13 protein-coding genes and 1 tRNA gene are annotated in these 17,295 nt (G+C 71.5%); 8 read left to right on the top strand and 6 right to left on the bottom strand.

The annotated features are described in order from the left end of the window. Positions 1 to 44: 44 nt before the first annotated feature. Entirely contained in the window at positions 45 to 743 is a 699-nt protein-coding gene (locus PH203_RS14620; protein ID WP_289920361.1) for an NAD(P)H-binding protein, read from the bottom strand. Positions 744 to 959: 216 nt separating this feature from the next. On the opposite strand from PH203_RS14620, the gene PH203_RS14625 reads away from it, so the two are divergent. From PH203_RS14625 to PH203_RS14635, 3 genes are all read left to right on the top strand, one after another. Further along, complete coding sequence (locus tag PH203_RS14625) at positions 960 to 3,401, top strand: hypothetical protein (RefSeq protein ID WP_289920362.1); 2,442 nt, start codon at positions 960 to 962, stop codon at positions 3,399 to 3,401. Positions 3,402 to 3,597: 196 nt separating this feature from the next. Continuing rightward, a complete protein-coding gene (locus PH203_RS14630) occupies positions 3,598 to 3,996 on the top strand; it encodes a DUF485 domain-containing protein (protein WP_289920363.1) in 399 nt (132 codons plus the stop codon). Continuing rightward, the gene (locus PH203_RS14635; protein ID WP_289920364.1) at positions 3,993 to 5,603 is read left to right on the top strand and encodes a cation acetate symporter; all 1,611 of its coding nucleotides are present in this window, start codon (positions 3,993 to 3,995) and stop codon (positions 5,601 to 5,603) included. Before PH203_RS14630 ends, PH203_RS14635 begins: the two co-directional genes overlap by 4 nt. A gap of 224 nt (positions 5,604 to 5,827) precedes the next feature. Here the strand turns inward: PH203_RS14635 and PH203_RS14640 are convergent, their stop codons facing one another. The 4 genes from PH203_RS14640 to PH203_RS14655 form a co-directional block, all read right to left on the bottom strand. Then, positions 5,828 to 6,712: a cellulose-binding protein gene (locus PH203_RS14640; RefSeq protein WP_289920365.1), complete on the bottom strand. Its 885-nt coding sequence runs from the start codon at positions 6,710 to 6,712 to the stop codon at positions 5,828 to 5,830. A gap of 136 nt (positions 6,713 to 6,848) precedes the next feature. Continuing rightward, positions 6,849 to 7,310, bottom strand: a complete 462-nt coding sequence (locus PH203_RS14645) for a carboxymuconolactone decarboxylase family protein (RefSeq protein ID WP_289920366.1) — start codon at positions 7,308 to 7,310, stop codon at positions 6,849 to 6,851. Between the two features lie 249 nt (positions 7,311 to 7,559). After that, positions 7,560 to 10,625, bottom strand: a complete 3,066-nt coding sequence (locus PH203_RS14650) for an SUKH-4 family immunity protein (protein ID WP_289920367.1) — start codon at positions 10,623 to 10,625, stop codon at positions 7,560 to 7,562. Between the two features lie 8 nt (positions 10,626 to 10,633). Beyond that, the gene (locus PH203_RS14655) at positions 10,634 to 11,629 is read right to left on the bottom strand and encodes an SMI1/KNR4 family protein (RefSeq protein ID WP_289920368.1); all 996 of its coding nucleotides are present in this window, start codon (positions 11,627 to 11,629) and stop codon (positions 10,634 to 10,636) included. A 292-nt stretch (positions 11,630 to 11,921) separates the two neighbouring features. Between PH203_RS14655 and PH203_RS14660 the strand changes: the two genes are divergently transcribed. Both PH203_RS14660 and PH203_RS14665 read left to right on the top strand, forming a co-directional pair. Continuing rightward, positions 11,922 to 12,455 (top strand): YwqJ-related putative deaminase, encoded by a 534-nt coding sequence (locus tag PH203_RS14660; RefSeq protein WP_289920369.1) that lies wholly within the window; start codon positions 11,922 to 11,924, stop codon positions 12,453 to 12,455. 110 nt (positions 12,456 to 12,565) lie between these two features. Further along, positions 12,566 to 13,060, top strand: a complete 495-nt coding sequence (locus PH203_RS14665; protein ID WP_289920370.1) for an SUKH-3 domain-containing protein — start codon at positions 12,566 to 12,568, stop codon at positions 13,058 to 13,060. 168 nt (positions 13,061 to 13,228) lie between these two features. Here the strand turns inward: PH203_RS14665 and PH203_RS14670 are convergent, their stop codons facing one another. Further along, positions 13,229 to 14,539, bottom strand: coding sequence for a histidine kinase (locus PH203_RS14670; protein WP_289920371.1), 1,311 nt, complete (start codon positions 14,537 to 14,539; stop codon positions 13,229 to 13,231). Between the two features lie 167 nt (positions 14,540 to 14,706). Here PH203_RS14670 and PH203_RS14675 point away from each other — a divergent pair, with 167 nt between their 5' ends. The 3 genes from PH203_RS14675 to glmU all read left to right on the top strand — a co-directional run bounded on the left by PH203_RS14675 (position 14,707) and on the right by glmU (position 17,225). After that, complete coding sequence (locus tag PH203_RS14675) at positions 14,707 to 15,579, top strand: hypothetical protein (RefSeq protein ID WP_289920372.1); 873 nt, start codon at positions 14,707 to 14,709, stop codon at positions 15,577 to 15,579. Positions 15,580 to 15,590: 11 nt separating this feature from the next. Further along, positions 15,591 to 15,661, top strand: a tRNA-Gln gene (locus PH203_RS14680). A gap of 115 nt (positions 15,662 to 15,776) precedes the next feature. Next, entirely contained in the window at positions 15,777 to 17,225 is a 1,449-nt protein-coding gene (glmU, locus tag PH203_RS14685; RefSeq protein WP_289920373.1) for a bifunctional UDP-N-acetylglucosamine diphosphorylase/glucosamine-1-phosphate N-acetyltransferase GlmU, read from the top strand. Positions 17,226 to 17,295 lie beyond the last annotated feature (70 nt).

Below are 17,295 nucleotides of genomic sequence, written 5' to 3' on the forward strand. Positions count from 1 at the left end.
GGTCGAGGACGCATCGTATCCGGAGACCGGCTGCCGGACCGCTCTCATTTCCTGCTCACGGCCTCCTTCCGCATGAGGTCGAGAAGGCTCGGCGTGTTCTCGGTGGTGCGCACATCCACGAACTCCCCCACGTGCCCCCGCTCCTCGACGGCCTGCCGCAGCAACTCCCGTGCCAGGTCCGGCCGCGCGGTGTACCGCCCGGGCAGTCGCGCCGTGCCGACCTCGTACGCGCTCACCGCGTCCGCGTCGAACAGCCCGCCGGGCCGCAGCACCGTCCACTCCAGCCCGCTCTCCCTTACGACCTCCTCCATGCGCCGCATGTCCTCGTACACCGTGCGCCCCATGAACCGCATGATCGATGGCTCCAGCACCTTCCGGAACAGGAAGTTCTCCCCGGGCGCCGGGGTCCCGAAGAGGACGGTCGAGGTGACGCAGACGAGACGGCGTACGCCGTGCACGTGCATGGCGCGGATGATGTGGGTGATGCCGGCGGAGTAGACAGTGACCGGTTCGCGGCCGTACGGCACTCCGAGCGCCGAGATCACCGCGTCCTGGCCGGCCACGGCGCGTTCGACCGCGGCCGGGTCGTGGACGTCGGCCCCGGCCACCCGTACGCCCGCGCCCCGTACGGGGAAGCTCTCGGGACGGCGGGTGACCGCGGTCACCATGTGCCCTGCCTCGACGGCCTGTTCGACCACCTGCCGCCCGGTCGGTCCGTTCGCTCCGAAGACGACGATCCTCATGGGGTTCTCCACTCTCGTGATGGCGTGCTTGCCGACAAGAGGGCGGGGCGCTACCGGAGTGTGACCCGTCAGGGCGCCGGTGAGACATGGGCAACAGTTCCCGTACGGACGTCACACTCTCCCCCGTCCCCTAGGGCGAGCCCGCGGCTCCCCTTCCGGGACGGACCCGCCTCCCGCAGGAGGCGCGGCCCCCGACTCCCGTCGTCTGCTGGACACATGGACCTGAGCAGGCGTACGACCCTGGCGGCGGCACTCGGTGCGGCGGCGACGGCGGCGGCCGGCACCGCCCGAGGCGCCGAAGACCTCCCAGCCGGTCCGGCCGCCCGGCCCCTCACCGTCCAGGCCGAGTCGCCCACCGCCACCAACATCCCCGTCGCCCGCGACCGCCGTGCCTCCGGCGGCCGTTACCTCGCCCTGCGCACGACAGCCGAACCCCCGCCTGCGACCGGCTGGTTCGCGACATACACCGTCCACGCCCCGCGTCCCGGCCCCCACGCCCTCACCGCGGTCGCCGTCGCCCCGGTGGAGACCCCGCACACCGAGGCCGTCGGCTCCTACCTCCAACTGTCCCTGAACAAGGGCCCGTTCACCGACCTGGCCGGCTCGCAGCCGCACTGGTACGAGTCCCCGCCCGCCTGGGGCGACCTCTCCGTCCTGGACCTCGGCACGGTCGGCCTGCGGCGGGGCGCCAACACCCTCACCCTGCGCGTCACCGGACCGGCCGTCCTCGACGACGCCCTCGCCCACGTCCTCTCCCTGGACCGCCTCATCTTCCGCCCCCTCGCCACCGCGCCGGCCCTCCGCGAGCTGTCCGTCGCCCGTCACCGCGAGGGCGAGCCGGCCGCCCTCCGCCTCACGCTCCACGGCCCCGCGGCTCACCCGCACCCGGTCCGCTACACGGTCACCGACTACTTCGGCCACCGCGCCGCCGGCGGCCGTACGACCATCCCCGCGGGCGCGACGACCACCACCGTCGAACTCCCCGCCGACCTGCCGCCCGGCCACTACCGGGTCGAGGCCGACGGCAGCACCACCGCCTTCGCCCGCCTTCCCGCCGCGCCCGGCCCCGGACCGGGCCCCGGCGACCGGTTCGGCGTCAACCTCTGGGCCTCCTCCCTCGTGCCGCCCTCCCGCCTGCCCGAATTCGCCGCCGCGCTACGGGACATGGGCGCGGGCTGGGTCCGCGACGGACAGTCCTGGCCGGTCGCCGAACGCTCCCCGGGGTCGTACGACACCGCTCGCCACGACCGCGCCACCCGCACCCTGCGCGCCCACGGGCTCGCGGTCCTCGACGTCCTCTCGCCCGCGCCCGAGTGGGCGATGACCGACGCCTCGCTGCCGCTGCCCGCCGATCTGCGCCACGCCCACCGTTACGCCCGCCGTCTCGCCGCCGCCCGCCCCGAGGCGCTCCAGCTCTCCAACGAACCCGACGTCGACACCACTCTCAGCACCGCCGACGCCCACGCCGCGTTCGTCAAAGCGGCCGCGCTCGGCATCAAGGCGACCCCGGGGACGCCGCCCCTGACCGTCCTCCCCGGGCTCGCCCAGTCCGGCCCCTTCCAGGACCTGCTGCTCGCCAACGACGTCGTCCGGTACGCCGACGTCTGGGCCTTCCACGGCTACAACGACCCCTCGCAGGAGGGCGAACCGACCGTCCCCGGTGCCTCCGCCGAGCAGCACGCGCTCGCCCGCCGGCACGGGGCCCGGCTGCCGCTGTGGATGACCGAGTGCGGGGCGTTCCTCGCCGCCCGGCCGCGCCTGGACCTGTCGTACGACCGACAATCCGTACAGGCACGCTATGTGGTGAGGTCGTTCGTCGAAGGGCTCGCCGCCGGCAACGCCCGCCAGTTCTGGTTCGCCGCCCCGCCCCTGCACGACGACGGCGTCTACTTCGGCCTGTTCGACCGCCGGTTCGCCCCGCTGCCCGCCTACAGCGCCTTCGCCGCCCTCACCTCGCTCCTCGGCGCCGCGCACCACGTCGGACGCGCCGGGCAACTCCCCGCCGGGGCCGAGGGGTTCGTCTTCGACAGCGGCCGGGGCGAGCTGGTCACGGTGGTGTGGGCGGAGCGGCCCGTGCGGATCGCCGGCGCGGGAAGCACGTACGGCGTCGTGGAGCGCGCGTACGACATCATGGGGCGCCGGCTGCCCTGCGGTGACGTGACCGTCTCGCGCGACCCCGTCTACCTGGTGACGCCGGGCGCGCGGGGCGCCGTACCGGCGGCGCGGCCCGGCCTCTCCCCGGTCACCACGTCCTCCCCTCCCTCCCCTCCCTCCCCGCTCTCCCCCGCCGAGCACATCGTCCTCAGCCAGCGTTACGCCGCCCGTGAGGCCGCGCCCGGCAAGCAGGACGGGGACGCGCCGCCGCCGTACGGCTACCGGCTGGGGCGGCGTACGCGCATGGCCGTCGACGTCTACAACTTCGGTGCCGAGGCGCGGGAGGTGACGGTGACGGGGCGGGTGCCGGCCGACGGGTGGTCGCTGCGGGCCGTCCGCGGGACCCGGGTGCGGGTGGCCGCCGGCGGGCGGGTGAGTGTCGGCTTCGTGGTGACGGCCCAGGGGTCGGTGCGGCGGCGCGAGGACGTACGGCTGACCTTCCGCGCCCGCCTCGACGACGGCTCCGCGGTGCCACGGTCCGTAGCGCTCGTTCACCTGAAGTAGCCCGACCCACCGCTCAAAAATCTGAGTTAATCGCGGTAACACCCCAGGTCAGCGAAGTAAGCGCATACCGACCAATCAGTTTGGTGAAAACGCTGGACACCTGTCTACCAACGAGTAACGTGCGTGGCTCCGCTCATCCGCCCCCCAACTCCCTGCGGTCCGCACCGGGCCCCGAGCCACGCAAGGAGCCACCGGGATGTCATACGACGCGTCCCCGCCGCCCACCTACCCCTGGCTGCCGCCGGCCGCCCCCGAACCCACCGCCCGCCGCCGCCCCCTCCGGGAACCGGTCGGACACCACAGCGATCTGCGGATCCTGCGCGGCGCCTACCGCCGTCAGCGGCGGGTGGCGACACTCACCGCACTCGGCTACTTCACGCTCTTCCTGATCCTGTCGGCCTTCGCCCCGTCCCTGATGACGAGCCGCATCACCGACGGACTGCCCACCGGACTCCTCCTCGCCCTGCTCCAACTCCCCGTCACCTGGCTGGCGATCGCCCTGTACGAACGCACCGCCCGCTCCTATGTCGACCCGATCGCCGACCGCATCCGCAAGCAGTCCGAACTGGACGCCAGGCGAGGGGCCGCGCGATGACGGGGTTCAGCGACTCGGCCCAGGCCATGTCCATGGTGGCGTTCTCGGCCATCGCCACCATCACGCTGCTGCTGTGCGTGATGACCGGCCCCGACCGGGACGACCTCGACGAGTTCTACACCGGCTACAACTCCCTGTCCCCCATGGGCAACGGCCTCGCCATCGCCGGGGACTACATCTCCGCCGCGACCGTCCTCGGCACGGGTGGCGTGATCGCCCTGTGCGGATACGACGGGACCGTGCTGGCCCTGAGCACGGCACTGTCGCTGATGCTGCTGATGTTCCTGCTGGCCGAACCCCTGCGCAACGCGGGCCGGTTCACGATGGGCGACGCGCTGGCGCGACGGATGCCCGGCCGCTCGGTACGGATCGCGGCGAGCGCGGTGACCCTCGCCGCACTGCTGCCGCTGATGCTGGTCCAGCTCGCGGGAACGGGACAACTGCTCTCCTTCATCCTCGGCTTCTCCGGTGAGGGACTGCAGACCGGCTGCATCATCGGGCTGGGCGCGCTGATGATCAGTTACGCGGCCATCGGCGGCATGAAGGGCACCGCCCTCATCCAGATCCTGAAGATCGTGATGCTGCTCGGCTCGGGCGCGGTGATCGCCGTACTGGTACTGCAGCGCTTCGACTGGGACCCCGGCGCGCTGTTCGACGCCGCCGCCACACAGAGCGGGGTGGGCCCCGCCTTCCTGGAGTCGGGTCTGCAGTTCACGGGCGGGAGCTGGCCGCGGCTCGACATGATCACCTCACAGCTGACGGTGGTCGTCGGCGGCGCCTGCCTCCCCCACGTCACCATGCGCATGTACACCGCCCGCAGCGCCCGCCAGGTGCGCCGCTCGATGTCCTGGGCGGTCTCCTCGGTCGTGCTGTTCGTGCTCATCATCACCGTCGTCGGCTTCGGCGCCACCGCGCTCATCGGACGGGCCGCCATCGCGGAGGCCGACCCGCAGGGCAACACGGCCTACCTGCTGGGCTCCCGGGCCGCGTTCGGCGCGGACGTCTCCACGGCGGAGACCCTCCTCTTCACCACCGTGACGACGGCCATCTTCCTGACCCTGCTGGCCTCCGTCGCCGGCATGATCCTCGCCTGCGCCAACTCCCTCGCCCACGACGTCTTCGGCGGCCGCACGCGCGCCCTGACGGCCCGCCGCGAGATGACCCTCGCCCGGGTCTCCGCCCTGGCGGTCGGCGTCCCGGCGATCCTCCTGGCCACCCTGGTCCAGCATCGCAGCCTCCAGCCCCTGGTCACCCTCTCCTTCTGCATCGGCGCCTCGGCCATCGCCCCCGCCCTCGTCTACAGCCTCTTCTGGCGCCGCTACACCCGAACAGGCCTCCTGTGCACCCTCATCGGCGGCTCCCTGGTGGTGCTGCTGCTGATGCCGGGCACGAACCTCGTCTCGGGGTCACCTGTCTCGGCGTTCCCCGACGCCGACTTCAACTGGTTCCCGTTCACCACGACCGGCCTGGTCTCCATCCCGGCGGGCTTCGCCTTCGGGTGGCTGGGCACGGTGGCGTCGAGGCGGCGCACGGCGGAGGTGGACCGACGGCAGTACGAGGCGGTGGAGGGGTGGATTCTGGCGGGGGCGGTGCGGAGGGGGGAGTGAGACGGCGGGGGTGAGGCGGAGCGGGGAGTGAGACGGCGGGGGTGAGGCGGAGGGGGTGAGGCGGGGGGTGCGGGAGATTGCGCGGGAGCGGGTGAGTGGGGGCGCGCGAGGGGGTGCCGGGGGCGTGGTGCGCCGAAGGGGGTGGTGCGCCGAGGGTGAGGGCGCGCCCGGCGACTCGTGAGCTCGGTGGCTCGCTACCCAGCGCACGATCACTCACGCACGCCCTACTCCGCCGGCGCGCGCCCTGTCAGGGTCGTCAGGCTGTGGCGTACGAGGTCCATGTGGGCGCGTACGTCGTCCCAGCGCTCCCCGTGTTCGCGCAGCACGCGCTCCGTCTCGCGGGCGATGCGGTCCTCCCGGGCCCGGGCCTCGGCGAGGATCTCGGCGGCACGCGCGCGTACCTCGTCCTGGCGCCGGTGGGTGGCGGCCTCCGCCTCGGCGAAGGCCTGCTTGGCCTCCGAGAGGGCGGCCTCGGCGCGGGCGACCTGGTCGGCGTGCCGGGCGTCGAGCGCGGCGGCGCGTTCGAGTTCCTCGCGCTCGGCCTCGGCCCAGCGCTCGGCGTGCTCCTTGGCCTGATCGGCGAGCATGGCGGCGGTGCGCTGCCGTACGTCACGCAACGCCCCGAGCGCCTCCGAGCGCCCTTCTTTCACTTCGCGCCGGGCGGCGATGCGGATCTCGTCGGCCTCGGCGCGCGCGGCGAGCAGGCGCTGCCGGGCACGCTCCTCCGCATCGGCGCGTACGGCGTCGGCGTGCGCCTGCGCCGCGTCCCGCACGCTGTTCGCGCGCTCCCGCGCCGCCTCCACAAGGCGCTGCGCCTCCTGCTGCGCGTCCTCGCGGACGGCCGTCGCCTCCTCCTGACCGAGCTGGAAGATCCGGCGCGCCCGCTCCCCGAGCGTCTCGTACGTCTGCGGAGCGAGCCGCGCCACCCGCTCGCGCAACCCCGCGAGCTCCGCCTCCATCTGCTTGGCGAGCACGGTGAGACGGGCGGCGCGCTCCCAGGAGGCGTCACGGTTCTGGGAGAGCGCCGCGGTGTACGCGTCGACCTGTTCGGGACGGTAGCCGCGCCGTACGGCCGTGAAGCCGTGGGACGAGACAGGTGTGCCGCTCATCCTGGAACCCCTCTCCATCAAAAGGACGCAAAATGATGATTTCGCGCACATCTTGATGTATCAGGCAGAAATGTGCATAACGCGACACTCCGCGCAGAGGTCACGGCCGTCCCTCCGCAGTCGGGCGGCCCCCGGCTCAGCCCCAGGTCGTGCCCGCCGGCTCCTTGATGGTCGTGTTGACGCGGTTGAAGAGGTTCATCAGCGAGATGAAGAGGATCAGCCCGGACAGTTCCTTCTCGTCGAAGTGGTCCGCGACCTCGTCCCACAACTCGTCCGGCACCGACTCCTGCGAACGGTCCGCCAGCCGCGTCATCGCATCGGCCAGCCGCAGCGCCGCCCGCTCGGCATCACTGAAGAAGGGCGCCTCGAACCATGCAGTGACACCCGCGATCCGCTCCTCGCTCGCCCCGCCCTTCCGCAGATTCAGCACATGCCCGTGCACACACGCGCTGCAGCCGTTGACCTGACTGACCCGCAGCCCGACGAGCTCCGACAGCTCCTGGTCCAGGCCGCTCTCGCCGACGGACTGGAACAGCGTGCCGATGCCCTTCATCGCACCGGGGAGCACGTACGCCGGGTTGGTCATCCGAGCCTTCATGATCTGCCTCCTGGGCAAGTGGTGAGCTGCTGTCACTGCACTGACGGAGCCCGGAGGGCAGATGTGACCGGACGGCGGGAAAAACCCGAAAAACTTCGGCGGCCCACGACGGCCTGCGACGGCCTGCGGGAACAGCGCCAACGGCGAGAAGCCGGGCCCGATCGCGATGACCGGGCCCGGCTTCTTCATCCGTACGTCCGTACGTCAGTCAGTCCGTATGTCTGCCTGTCTGTCAGTGACGACGGCTGATCACAGCAGGCCGTCCCACATCTGCTCCAGCAGCACCGACCACCAGCTTTCGGGCGAACCGAGCGCCGCCGGGTCGAGCGAGGCCAGCTGGGCCTGGAAGTCGACGGTCCAGCGGCCCGCCTGCTCCTGGTTCAGACCGAACCGCAGCCGCCACATCCGGCCGAGCAGCGCCAGGCACCGCTGGAACTCGGGCAGCCCGGTGTTCACGAACTGCGGCGGCACGGGCGCCCCGCCGGGCCCCGCCTCCACCGGCACTGCGACGATGTTCGCCGTCCCGTACTGCACACAGATCGCCCGGCCGAAGTCGCTGCCCATCACCAGGTACGAGCCCGCGTCCGAGGCCGGCTGCACCCCGCGCTCCTGCGCCAGTTCGGCGAGCGTCGGCACCGGCCGCCCCGGCTGGGCCTGCGCCCAGAAGAACGGCCCCATGTCCATCGGCAGCCCCGCCACCACCAGCGAGTGCGCCACGACCGGCGGCACACCCTGCCGGGACACCGCGGCCTGCTCGAACCGGAAGATCCCCGGCCCGAACGCCCCCGCCAGCTCCTGCGCGACCCCCTCCGGCGGAACCGGCGGAACCGGCTGCACCGGAGGCAGCGGGGCGCGCACCGGCGCCGGACGCGCCGGCCCGTCCGCCACCTGGTGCAACTCGCCCTGGTGCGCCAGCAACTGCTGCATCCCCTGCTGCCGGCTCGCGTGATCCGTGCCGTACGGCGCGATGCTCGCGAGCCGCGCCTGCGGCCACTGCTCCCGGATCATCCGCGCGCAGTACGCACCCGGCAGCTCGCACGGCTCCAGCTCCGTGTGCAGCTCCAGCACCTGGTCCGGCGGGATGTTCATCCCCCGCAGCTCATGGAAGATCTGCCACTCCGGATGCGGCGTACCCGGCGCCGAACGCCGGATCAGCTGCTGCTCCGAGCCGTCCTGCGCGCGAAACCGCAGCACGGCCTGATACCCGGGACCGACGGTCGGCTGCCCCTGCTGCGGGTAGCCGTACGCCGACGGCTGACCGGGCCCGGGCTGCCCGGGCGGCATCCCTCCGGGCGGCACGGCACCGGGCGGGACCGCGCCGGGCGCCATCGGCTGCGGGGCGCCCGGGGCCATACCGGGGGCGCCCGGAGCACCGGGTGCGCCGGGGGCTTGCGGCGGCGGGAACGCGCCGGGGCCGCCGACCGGGGGCGCGGCCAACATGGTCTCCGCGTGGTGAACGGCGCCCCGCGCGCCCCCCGAAGAGCCCTGCGCGCCAGGAGCGCCAGGCACACCCGGGGCGCCAGGCGGCTGCGGTGCGCCGGGGGCACCCGGGGCTCCAGGAGCGCCGGGGACACCAGGCACACCTGGGGCGCCCGGCGCGTGAGGTGCACCTGGGGCGCCAGGCGGCGTCTGCGCGCCGGGCGCACCGGGAACGCCAGGGGCGCCCGGAGGCTGCGGCGCGCCCCTACCCGGGCCCATACGCCCCGGGTCCGCAAGCATCGTCGCGGCATGGTGCATACCGCCCGGAGGCGTACCGCCGGGCGGATTCGGCGCCCCCGGAGCACCAGGCACACCCGGCGCGCCCGGAGGCTGCGGCGCCCCCGGCCCGGCCGGCACGCCCCCAGGCCCATCAGGCCCGAGCGCGGAAACAAGCTGCGTCGGCACATACCCGCCCGCCGCCGCACCCGGCGTCCCAGGCGCACCCGGCGCAGGCGGAGGCGTGGCCCCCGGCCGCGCGCCCGGCGCCCCGGGCGCACCCGGCGGAGGCGGCGTGGTCGACCCACCACCCCGGCGCGGCGGAGGCGCCGCCTTGCTGGTGGCGGCGTCGGCAATGTCCCCGGCGTTCGACGCGAGCGACCGCTCGGACGCGCCAGGGGCACCCGGCGCACTCGGACCACCCGGCGCACCCTGCGCGCCAGGCGCACCCGGAACCTGAGGCGCCCCAGGCCCACCCGGCGCGCCCCCAGGTCCCTGCGGATACCCATAAGAAGGAGCACCGGGCATCGGCGCAGGCGTACCGCCCTGCGGCGCACCCGGCACCGGCGGCGCACCCGGCAGGGGCGTACCCGGCACACCCGCACCACCCGGCGCATTCGGATAGCCGTACGCCGCCCCACCCGTCACAGGCGCAGGCGCACCACCAGGCACCGCACCACCAGGCACGGCGCCACCCGGCGCGGACGGCGCCCCAGGAGGCGCACCCGGCACCCCGGGCGCCCCCGATACACCAGACGCCCCCGGCGCATTCGGATCATCGAGCGCCGGTGCAAGCGCCGTCCGCGGCAGCTGACTCCCGCCCGACATGAGCGCGGTCTTGGCATCCGGCGCAGTCGCGGGCGGCGGAGTGTCGTCGTCGGTACCGCTCAACGGCGGCGCGAACACCGTCGCAGGCAACGGCACGGAACGATCGTCCCCGGCGTCCGCGTTGGTGTCCGTCCCGGCCCAAGGCGTGGCCCCGGCAGGCACGGCAGGCCCAGCAGGCGCCGGCGGCGCACCCGGCACAGAAGGCGCCCCCGGCGCACTCCCCGCCACGCCACCGGCCCCCGCACCACCCGGCACCCCGGCCTGCGTCTCGGGAAGCCCCCGATCACCACCACCGGCACCACCGGCACCACCGGCACCGGCGTAAGAAGCCCCCGCCCCCGAACCATCGCCACCAGAACGCGCCGCACCGGCACCCGAACCCGCGGCCGCACCCACGCCGCCCCGCCGATCCGGAATCCCCAGCTGATCCGCCGCCTCCTGCAACCACTCCGGCGGCGTCAACAAGAACGACGTCTGATTCAGATCGACCCGAGCCGCAGGCGCCGGCGCGGCAGCCGCGGCCTCCTCGGCCGCACGCCCGTACTCCTCCTCGTACCGCCGGATCACCTCACCCACCGGCAGCGAAGGCCACAACGTCGCCTCACCACTGTCCCGGGCGATCACCAGCCGCTGCGCGCCACCATCCGAACGCGGCCCCTCAGCACGGTCCTCGCCCCACACCACGAACCCGAGGTCGAACTCCCGCACCCGCACCTCACGATGCTGGTACGAGGGAACGTCCCCGTTGATCCACTCTTCCGCGCGCTCCTGCGCCTGTGCGAACGTCACCATCGGTCAGCTCACTCCCCAGCCCCGGCCGCAGCCACCGGCACGGACCGCGCGAAACCGCCGTCCACCATCAGGTTCGCCACCGTCTCCAACTCCGGCGGATTCCCCGCCAGTCGGGACAGGAACACATCGAAGTCCTCACCGCAGGGCAGCAACAGCCGCTCCACACGATCGGCGGGCGGCATCGTCGGATCCACGTCCCGCGCATCGTCGTACGCGCAGAACCACACCGAACCGATCCGGTCGCCCTTCACCTTCACCGCGAGCAGCCCGCCCTGGACGAAACCAACACCCAGATAGTCCTTGGTCAGATGGTCACGCAGGCACTTGTTGACGTACACCAGGTCATTGACCGCCGCCTCGTCCCGCACCGTGAAGAACGGCTGGTCCACCAGCAGCCCCAACTCCGGGTCCAGCGCCGCCCCCACGGGCGCACACCCACCCGCCGCTTTCAAGAACGACCGGTAGGCACCCGGCAGCCGGTACCCGAGATCCTCCTCGACCCCTTGCACCTGCGACTCCGACACCGCCGTACCCGACTTCGGCAGCCCGAAATGCGCCGGCCGCGTCTCCTGCAACGGACGCGTACCGCGCTTGGCGTGATCCACCGGTGCCGTCGCGATACCGCCGTGATGCCGCAGCAACGCCTTCACCTCGACCGGAATCAACTCCAGCCGCCGCGAACCCACCACGTGATGCCACGTCCAGCCATGCGGCGTCGCCACCGCCGGAATCGTGTCCCACAGGTCATGACCCGTCGCCGACAGCGCCGCGTTCGCCGACACATAGTCCGTCAGCCGCAGCTCGTCGACACCGAAACCCTCCGGCGGATCGGCGATCTCCGCAGCCGCACGCGCATACGCGGAGAAGTCGGGGTAGCCACGCTCGTCCACCCGCACCCCCCTCGGGTGACGGGCCGCCCGGACCGGATCCGGGAAATGCACGACCTGCCCGGCGTAAGCCGCGTTCGGCGGCGCGGCTTGCTGCCCGAGCCGACCTGTCGTCATGGCGGTTGCCCCCTGCGGCACTCTGTACGACCCGCGACGCGACCACCTCCGGCCCGCCCCAGCCCGTATTCGACTTCTCCAACGCGTTGACCGCATACATGCGGGTGCCGACAGCCTATGCGGTACGACGACACCGGTCACCGGGCACCGGTCAGCGGCCCTCCGCTTCCGTGACCAGCCGTCACCCCCTCGTGACAGCCCGCCCAAACCCGGGCGTGTCGCACCGCCCCAGCTTCCGCACCAGCCACAGCATTTGGCACTCTGTGTCGTCCGGGGGGATGCTCGGGAGGGGATGATGATCATGAATACGACGCAGACGGGACCACAAACAGGGCCGCGACCAGCCACATCCGGCGACCCCCGGATCGGCTGGAGCAGCACCACCGCACACCAGGCGCCCACGCTCCGTCACCGCCGCGACGGCATACTCCCGACCGTCGCCGCCGCCCTCTCCGTCCGCGGCGCCACCCTCACCGGCACCGCCGCCCGCGGCGACCAGACCCCACCCCTGCACCCACTCGTCCAGGACTTCCTCGACACCCTCACCTCAGCCCAACGCGACCGCTTCACCGGACGCTGCGCCGAGACGATCCTCATCTCCCGCCACCTCGCCGCCGCCGACGAAGCCCGCAGCAAACGCGCCGCCCGCAAACCCATGACCAACAGCGAAGCCCGCAAAGCCCTCAAGGCCGCCAAACTCACCGCCCGCCGCATCCGCGAGGACGGCGACCCCCTCCACGGCAACTTCGCCGCCCCCTGCCGCGCCTGCACCGCCCTCAGCGCCCACTTCGGCGTACGCATCGTCGACCCGACCGCAGACGACTGACCCCCACACACCACCGGCGCACACCACTGTCACGCACCACCGGCGCACACCACCGACACGCACCACGGCACCACGGCACCACGTCCCCGACCTCGACGATCGAAGGGCAGATGCACCCCGACCGCACCAACACCACCCGCTTCCCCGTCCCCGTCGACGCCGCCCTGCGCGCCGCCGGCTGGCAACCCGGACGCTGGGACATCAAACAAGCCGAGATCTGGGCCGACACACTCCGCGAACACACCTCACCCGCAGGCCACCGCCACACCGTCTTCCCCGCCGCCGTCGAGGCCTGGGCCGAATTCGGCGGCCTCCACATCACCCCCACAGGCCCCGGCCGCCAGCTCGCCCCCGCCGCCGTCCACCTCGACCCGCTCCACGGCCTCCACATGGCCCGCACCCTCGGCGACCTCGGCCGCGCCCTCGACACCGAGGTCTGCCCCCTCGGCGCCGAGACCGACACCGCCGCCCTCCTCGCCATCGACACCGAAGGCCGCACCTACGCCCTCGACCACACCGGCGACTGGTACCTCGGCCCCGACATCGACCAGGCCCTCGCCACCCTCGTCTCAGGCATCGAACCGGCACGCCTCACGGCAGGCTGAGACACCAGGAAACACAGAGGAACCCGAAGAGACACGACGAGGCACGAAGAGACACGACGAGGCACGAAGAAGTACGACGACCAGGGCGCCGAACCACCCCGGGCAAGCCCCGCCAACACACTCGTCCGCCGACGCAGCCCCCGCCGACACCGACGCCCCCACCCGCGGCTACGCCGCCGGAATCACCGCCGACACCCGAAAACCCCCCGCATCCGTCGGCCCGGACACAAACACCCCACCCAGCGCCGCGACCCGCTCCTTCATACCGACCAACCCGTTCCCCCCGGACGGCAACCGCGCCGACGACGCCACCGACACCTCCGGCGGCGGCTCGTTCTCCACCTGCATCGCGATCTCCGACCGCCGATGCGCAAGCCGCACATGCGTCTTCGCACCCGCCGCATGCTTGTGGACGTTCGTCAACGCCTCCTGCACCACCCGATACGCGGTCTGCTCGATGTCGGCCCCATACACCCGCACATCACCCTCGACCGTCAGATCCACGACCATCCCCGCCGCGGCCGACTGCCCGATCAACTCCTCCAACTCGGAAAGACACGGCCCGTCCGACTCGTCCACCGCCCGCGAGGCAGCAGCCGCCGCGGCAACCCCGACAGCGGCCAGCGGCACGGAATCAGCCCGCACACCCTTCCCGCCGTCCCCACTGCGCAACACCCCGAGCATCTCCCGCAACTCGGTCAACGCCTGCCGCCCCATGTCACCCACCAACGCGGCATTCCTGACCGCCTTCTCGGGATCCTTCCGAGCAACAGCCTGCAACGCCGCCGCATGCACCACCATCAGACTCACCCGATGCGCGACGACGTCATGCATCTCCCGAGCGATCCGCGTCCGCTCCTCGTTCCGCGCCCACTCGGCCCGCTCCTCCGCCCGCTCCGCAAGCAGCTGAAGCTCCCGCTCCAGACTGTCGGCCCGCTCCCGCAGACTCTCCATCAGCCGACGCCGGGCACCGACATACAGCCCCAGCAACAAAGGAGGCGCCGTCAGCCCGATGGCGATCGTGACGGCCGCGAACGGGACGAACCACTCCCCGAGCTCCAGACCGTCCCCGCTGTGCGCACCCTGCCGCAGCTGCACGAACATCACGATCATCTGCCCGACCAGCGACATCCCCGCCAGCGAGCCGATGATCCGGCGCGGCAGTTCGGACGCGGCGAGGGTGTACAGACCGACGATCGCCATCAGATAGCCCATCTGAGCGGGCGTGATGGCAATCGAAACGAGCACGACAGCGATCGGCCACTTCCGCCGCACCAGCAACGCCGACCCGGCGAGCAGCCCGAACACGATCCCCGCGGCCCTCGGAATCCCGGCGTCCCCCGCGAACCGCCACCCCTCGGCCCCACACTCGAGGACGGACACAAAAGCCAAGCTCACGTCCAGTACGGCACTGCGCCACCGATCCCACCACCACGGCCCTGGCCGGGCCGCGGCGTGGTCTTCCCCCGTCGTGGTCATGCCTCCAGCCTACGGGCGGTCGGCGCGCGTTTTCCGGTGAGTTTCCGGGATTGGCCTACACCACACTCCGTGACCGGCCGGATACGAAAGCAACCGATTTCCCTCGAACTGCTGAACCAGCCCCTGTTCGACCCCGGAAGCGAAAATTCCGCCCGGAGGGTATGCCCATGGCACACGCACAGGGCAAGTACGCGGACTTCGAGGGGCTACGTGAACAGGCGGTGGCGCTGCGGCGCCGCGGCTACAGCCTTCGTCAGATCCGGGACGAGCTGAAGATCTTCAACAACGACATCCTTCAGAGGCTGGTGAAGGGGGAGCCTCCGCCGGAGTGGACGAAACGACCGCGAGCAAAGGACGACCTGCGAGCGAAGGCCCGGGAACTGCGGCTCCAGGGTTGGACGTACGACCAGATCGAAGCGGAGCTGGGGTGTTCACGGAGCTCGGTTTCGCTTTGGGTGCGGGATCTCCCGAAGCCTGAGCGAAAGCGGAGCCCCGAGGAAGCAGCAGCCATTGCCAAGCGAGGATGGGAAGAGAAGCTCCGAATCCGCGACGGGGAGCGGCAGCGCACCAAGGAAGCTGCCGGTCAGGCAATCGGCGAGCTGTCGCCACGAGAGTTGTTCCTACTGGGCGTGGGCCTCTACTGGGCCGAGGGCAGCAAGGACAAGCCGTACGCCCGCCGAGAGGTCGTCACGTTCGTCAACAGCGACCCCGGCATGGTCGAGGTCTACCTGGCCTGGCTCAACCTCCTCGGAGTAGAGCGCGAGCGCCTCCGATTCGCCGTCATGATCCACGAGAACGCGGACGTGGAGGCCGCCGAGCAGTATTGGGCCGACCTCGTCGGCACCGACCGTTCCGCGTTCAATAAGACGACACTCAAGAAGCACAACCCCAAGACGGTCCGTAAGAACGTCGGCGACTCCTATCGAGGTTGCTTGGTCATCAAAGTCCTGAAGGGTGCTGACTTGTACCGTCGCATCGAGGGCTCTTGGTACGGCATAGTGTTGTCCGTGCGAGAAGCCGATCAGTCGAATCGGGCATAGCGCACAATCCATCCCGGATCGTCTAAAGGTAGGACAAACGGTTTTGGTCCGTTGAATGAGGGTTCGATTCCTTCTCCGGGAGCATGACAATTGGTGGGCCCTGACAGCACAGTCAGGGCCCACTCCCATGTCCCTCACGAAACGCCCCGGTATCCTGCGGATGTCACCCCACCCCCTTTACAGCCGAAGGGCATCCCGTGAGCGCCATTCGCCCGGCAGCCGTCGTCGTTCTCGCAGCGGGTGAGGGCACCCGTATGAAGTCGGCCACACCCAAGGTCCTGCATGAGATCTGTGGCCGCAGCCTCGTGGGTCATGTGCTCGCCGCCGCGCGGGAGTTGGACCCGGAGAATCTGGTCGTGGTCGTGGGTCACGCCCGCGAGAAGGTGACCGAGCACCTCGGTCACATCGACCCCGACGTGCGTACCGCGATCCAGGCCCAGCAGAACGGCACCGGTCACGCCGTGCGCATGGCGCTCGAAGAGCTCGGCGGGGTCGTGGACGGGACCGTCGTCGTCGTGTGCGGTGACACCCCGCTGCTCACCGGTGAGACGCTCCGCGCGCTCGCCGAGACGCACAGCACCGACGGCAACGCGGTCACGGTTCTCACCGCCGAGGTTCCGGACGCCACCGGTTACGGCCGTATCGTGCGCGACGGGGTCTCGGGTGCCGTCACCGCGATCGTGGAGCACAAGGACGCCTCCGAGTCGCAGCGTGCCATTCGTGAGATCAACTCCGGGGTGTTCGCGTTCGACGGTCAGCTGCTGGCCGATGCTCTCGGCAAGGTCCGTACGGACAACTCGCAGGGCGAGGAGTACCTCACGGACGTCCTCGGCATTCTCCGTGAGGCCGGTCACCGGGTGGGGGCGTCCGTCGCGGGCGACCACCGGGAGATCGCGGGGATCAACAACCGCGTGCAGCTCAGCGAGGCCCGCCGCATTCTCAACGACCGTCTGCTGACGCGTGCGATGCTCGCCGGTGTCACCGTGATCGACCCGGCCACCACTTGGGTCGATGTCACCGTCACCTTCGAGCAGGACGCCCTCGTGCACCCGGGTACGCAGTTGCAGGGTGCCACGCACATCGGTGAGGGCGCGGAGGTCGGTCCCAACAGCCGTCTCAGGGACACTGTCGTGGAGGCCGGGGCCCGGGTCGACAACACCGTCTCCGACGGGGCTCACGTCGGTCCCCACGCCACCGTCGGTCCGTACGCCTACCTTCGGCCCGGCACCCGCCTCGGCGCGAAGGGCAAGATCGGGACGTATGTCGAGACGAAGAACGCCTCGATCGGTGAGGGCACCAAGGTCCCGCACCTGTCCTACGTCGGTGACGCCACCATCGGTGAGTACACCAACATCGGTGCGGCGAGTGTGTTCGTGAACTATGACGGGCAGGACAAGCACCACACGACCGTCGGCTCGCACTGTCGGACGGGTTCGGACAATATGTTTGTGGCTCCCGTCACGGTCGGGGACGGTGCGTACACCGCCGCCGGGTCCGTGATCACGAAGGATGTGCCGCCCGGTTCGCTGGCCGTGGCCCGTGGTCAGCAGCGGAATATCGAGGGTTGGGTGGCTCGTAAGCGTCCGGGGAGTGCGGCGGCGAAGGCCGCTGAGACGGCGTCCCGGGAGCCGGGCGGCGAAAGCTGACCGGAAACGAGTGCGTCGGACACGGCGTACCGTGATAAGTGCACACCCGCACCCACCAGCTGAGACGGCC

Source organism: Streptomyces sp. S.PB5, from assembly GCF_030403745.1.
Classification (GTDB): domain Bacteria; phylum Actinomycetota; class Actinomycetes; order Streptomycetales; family Streptomycetaceae; genus Streptomyces.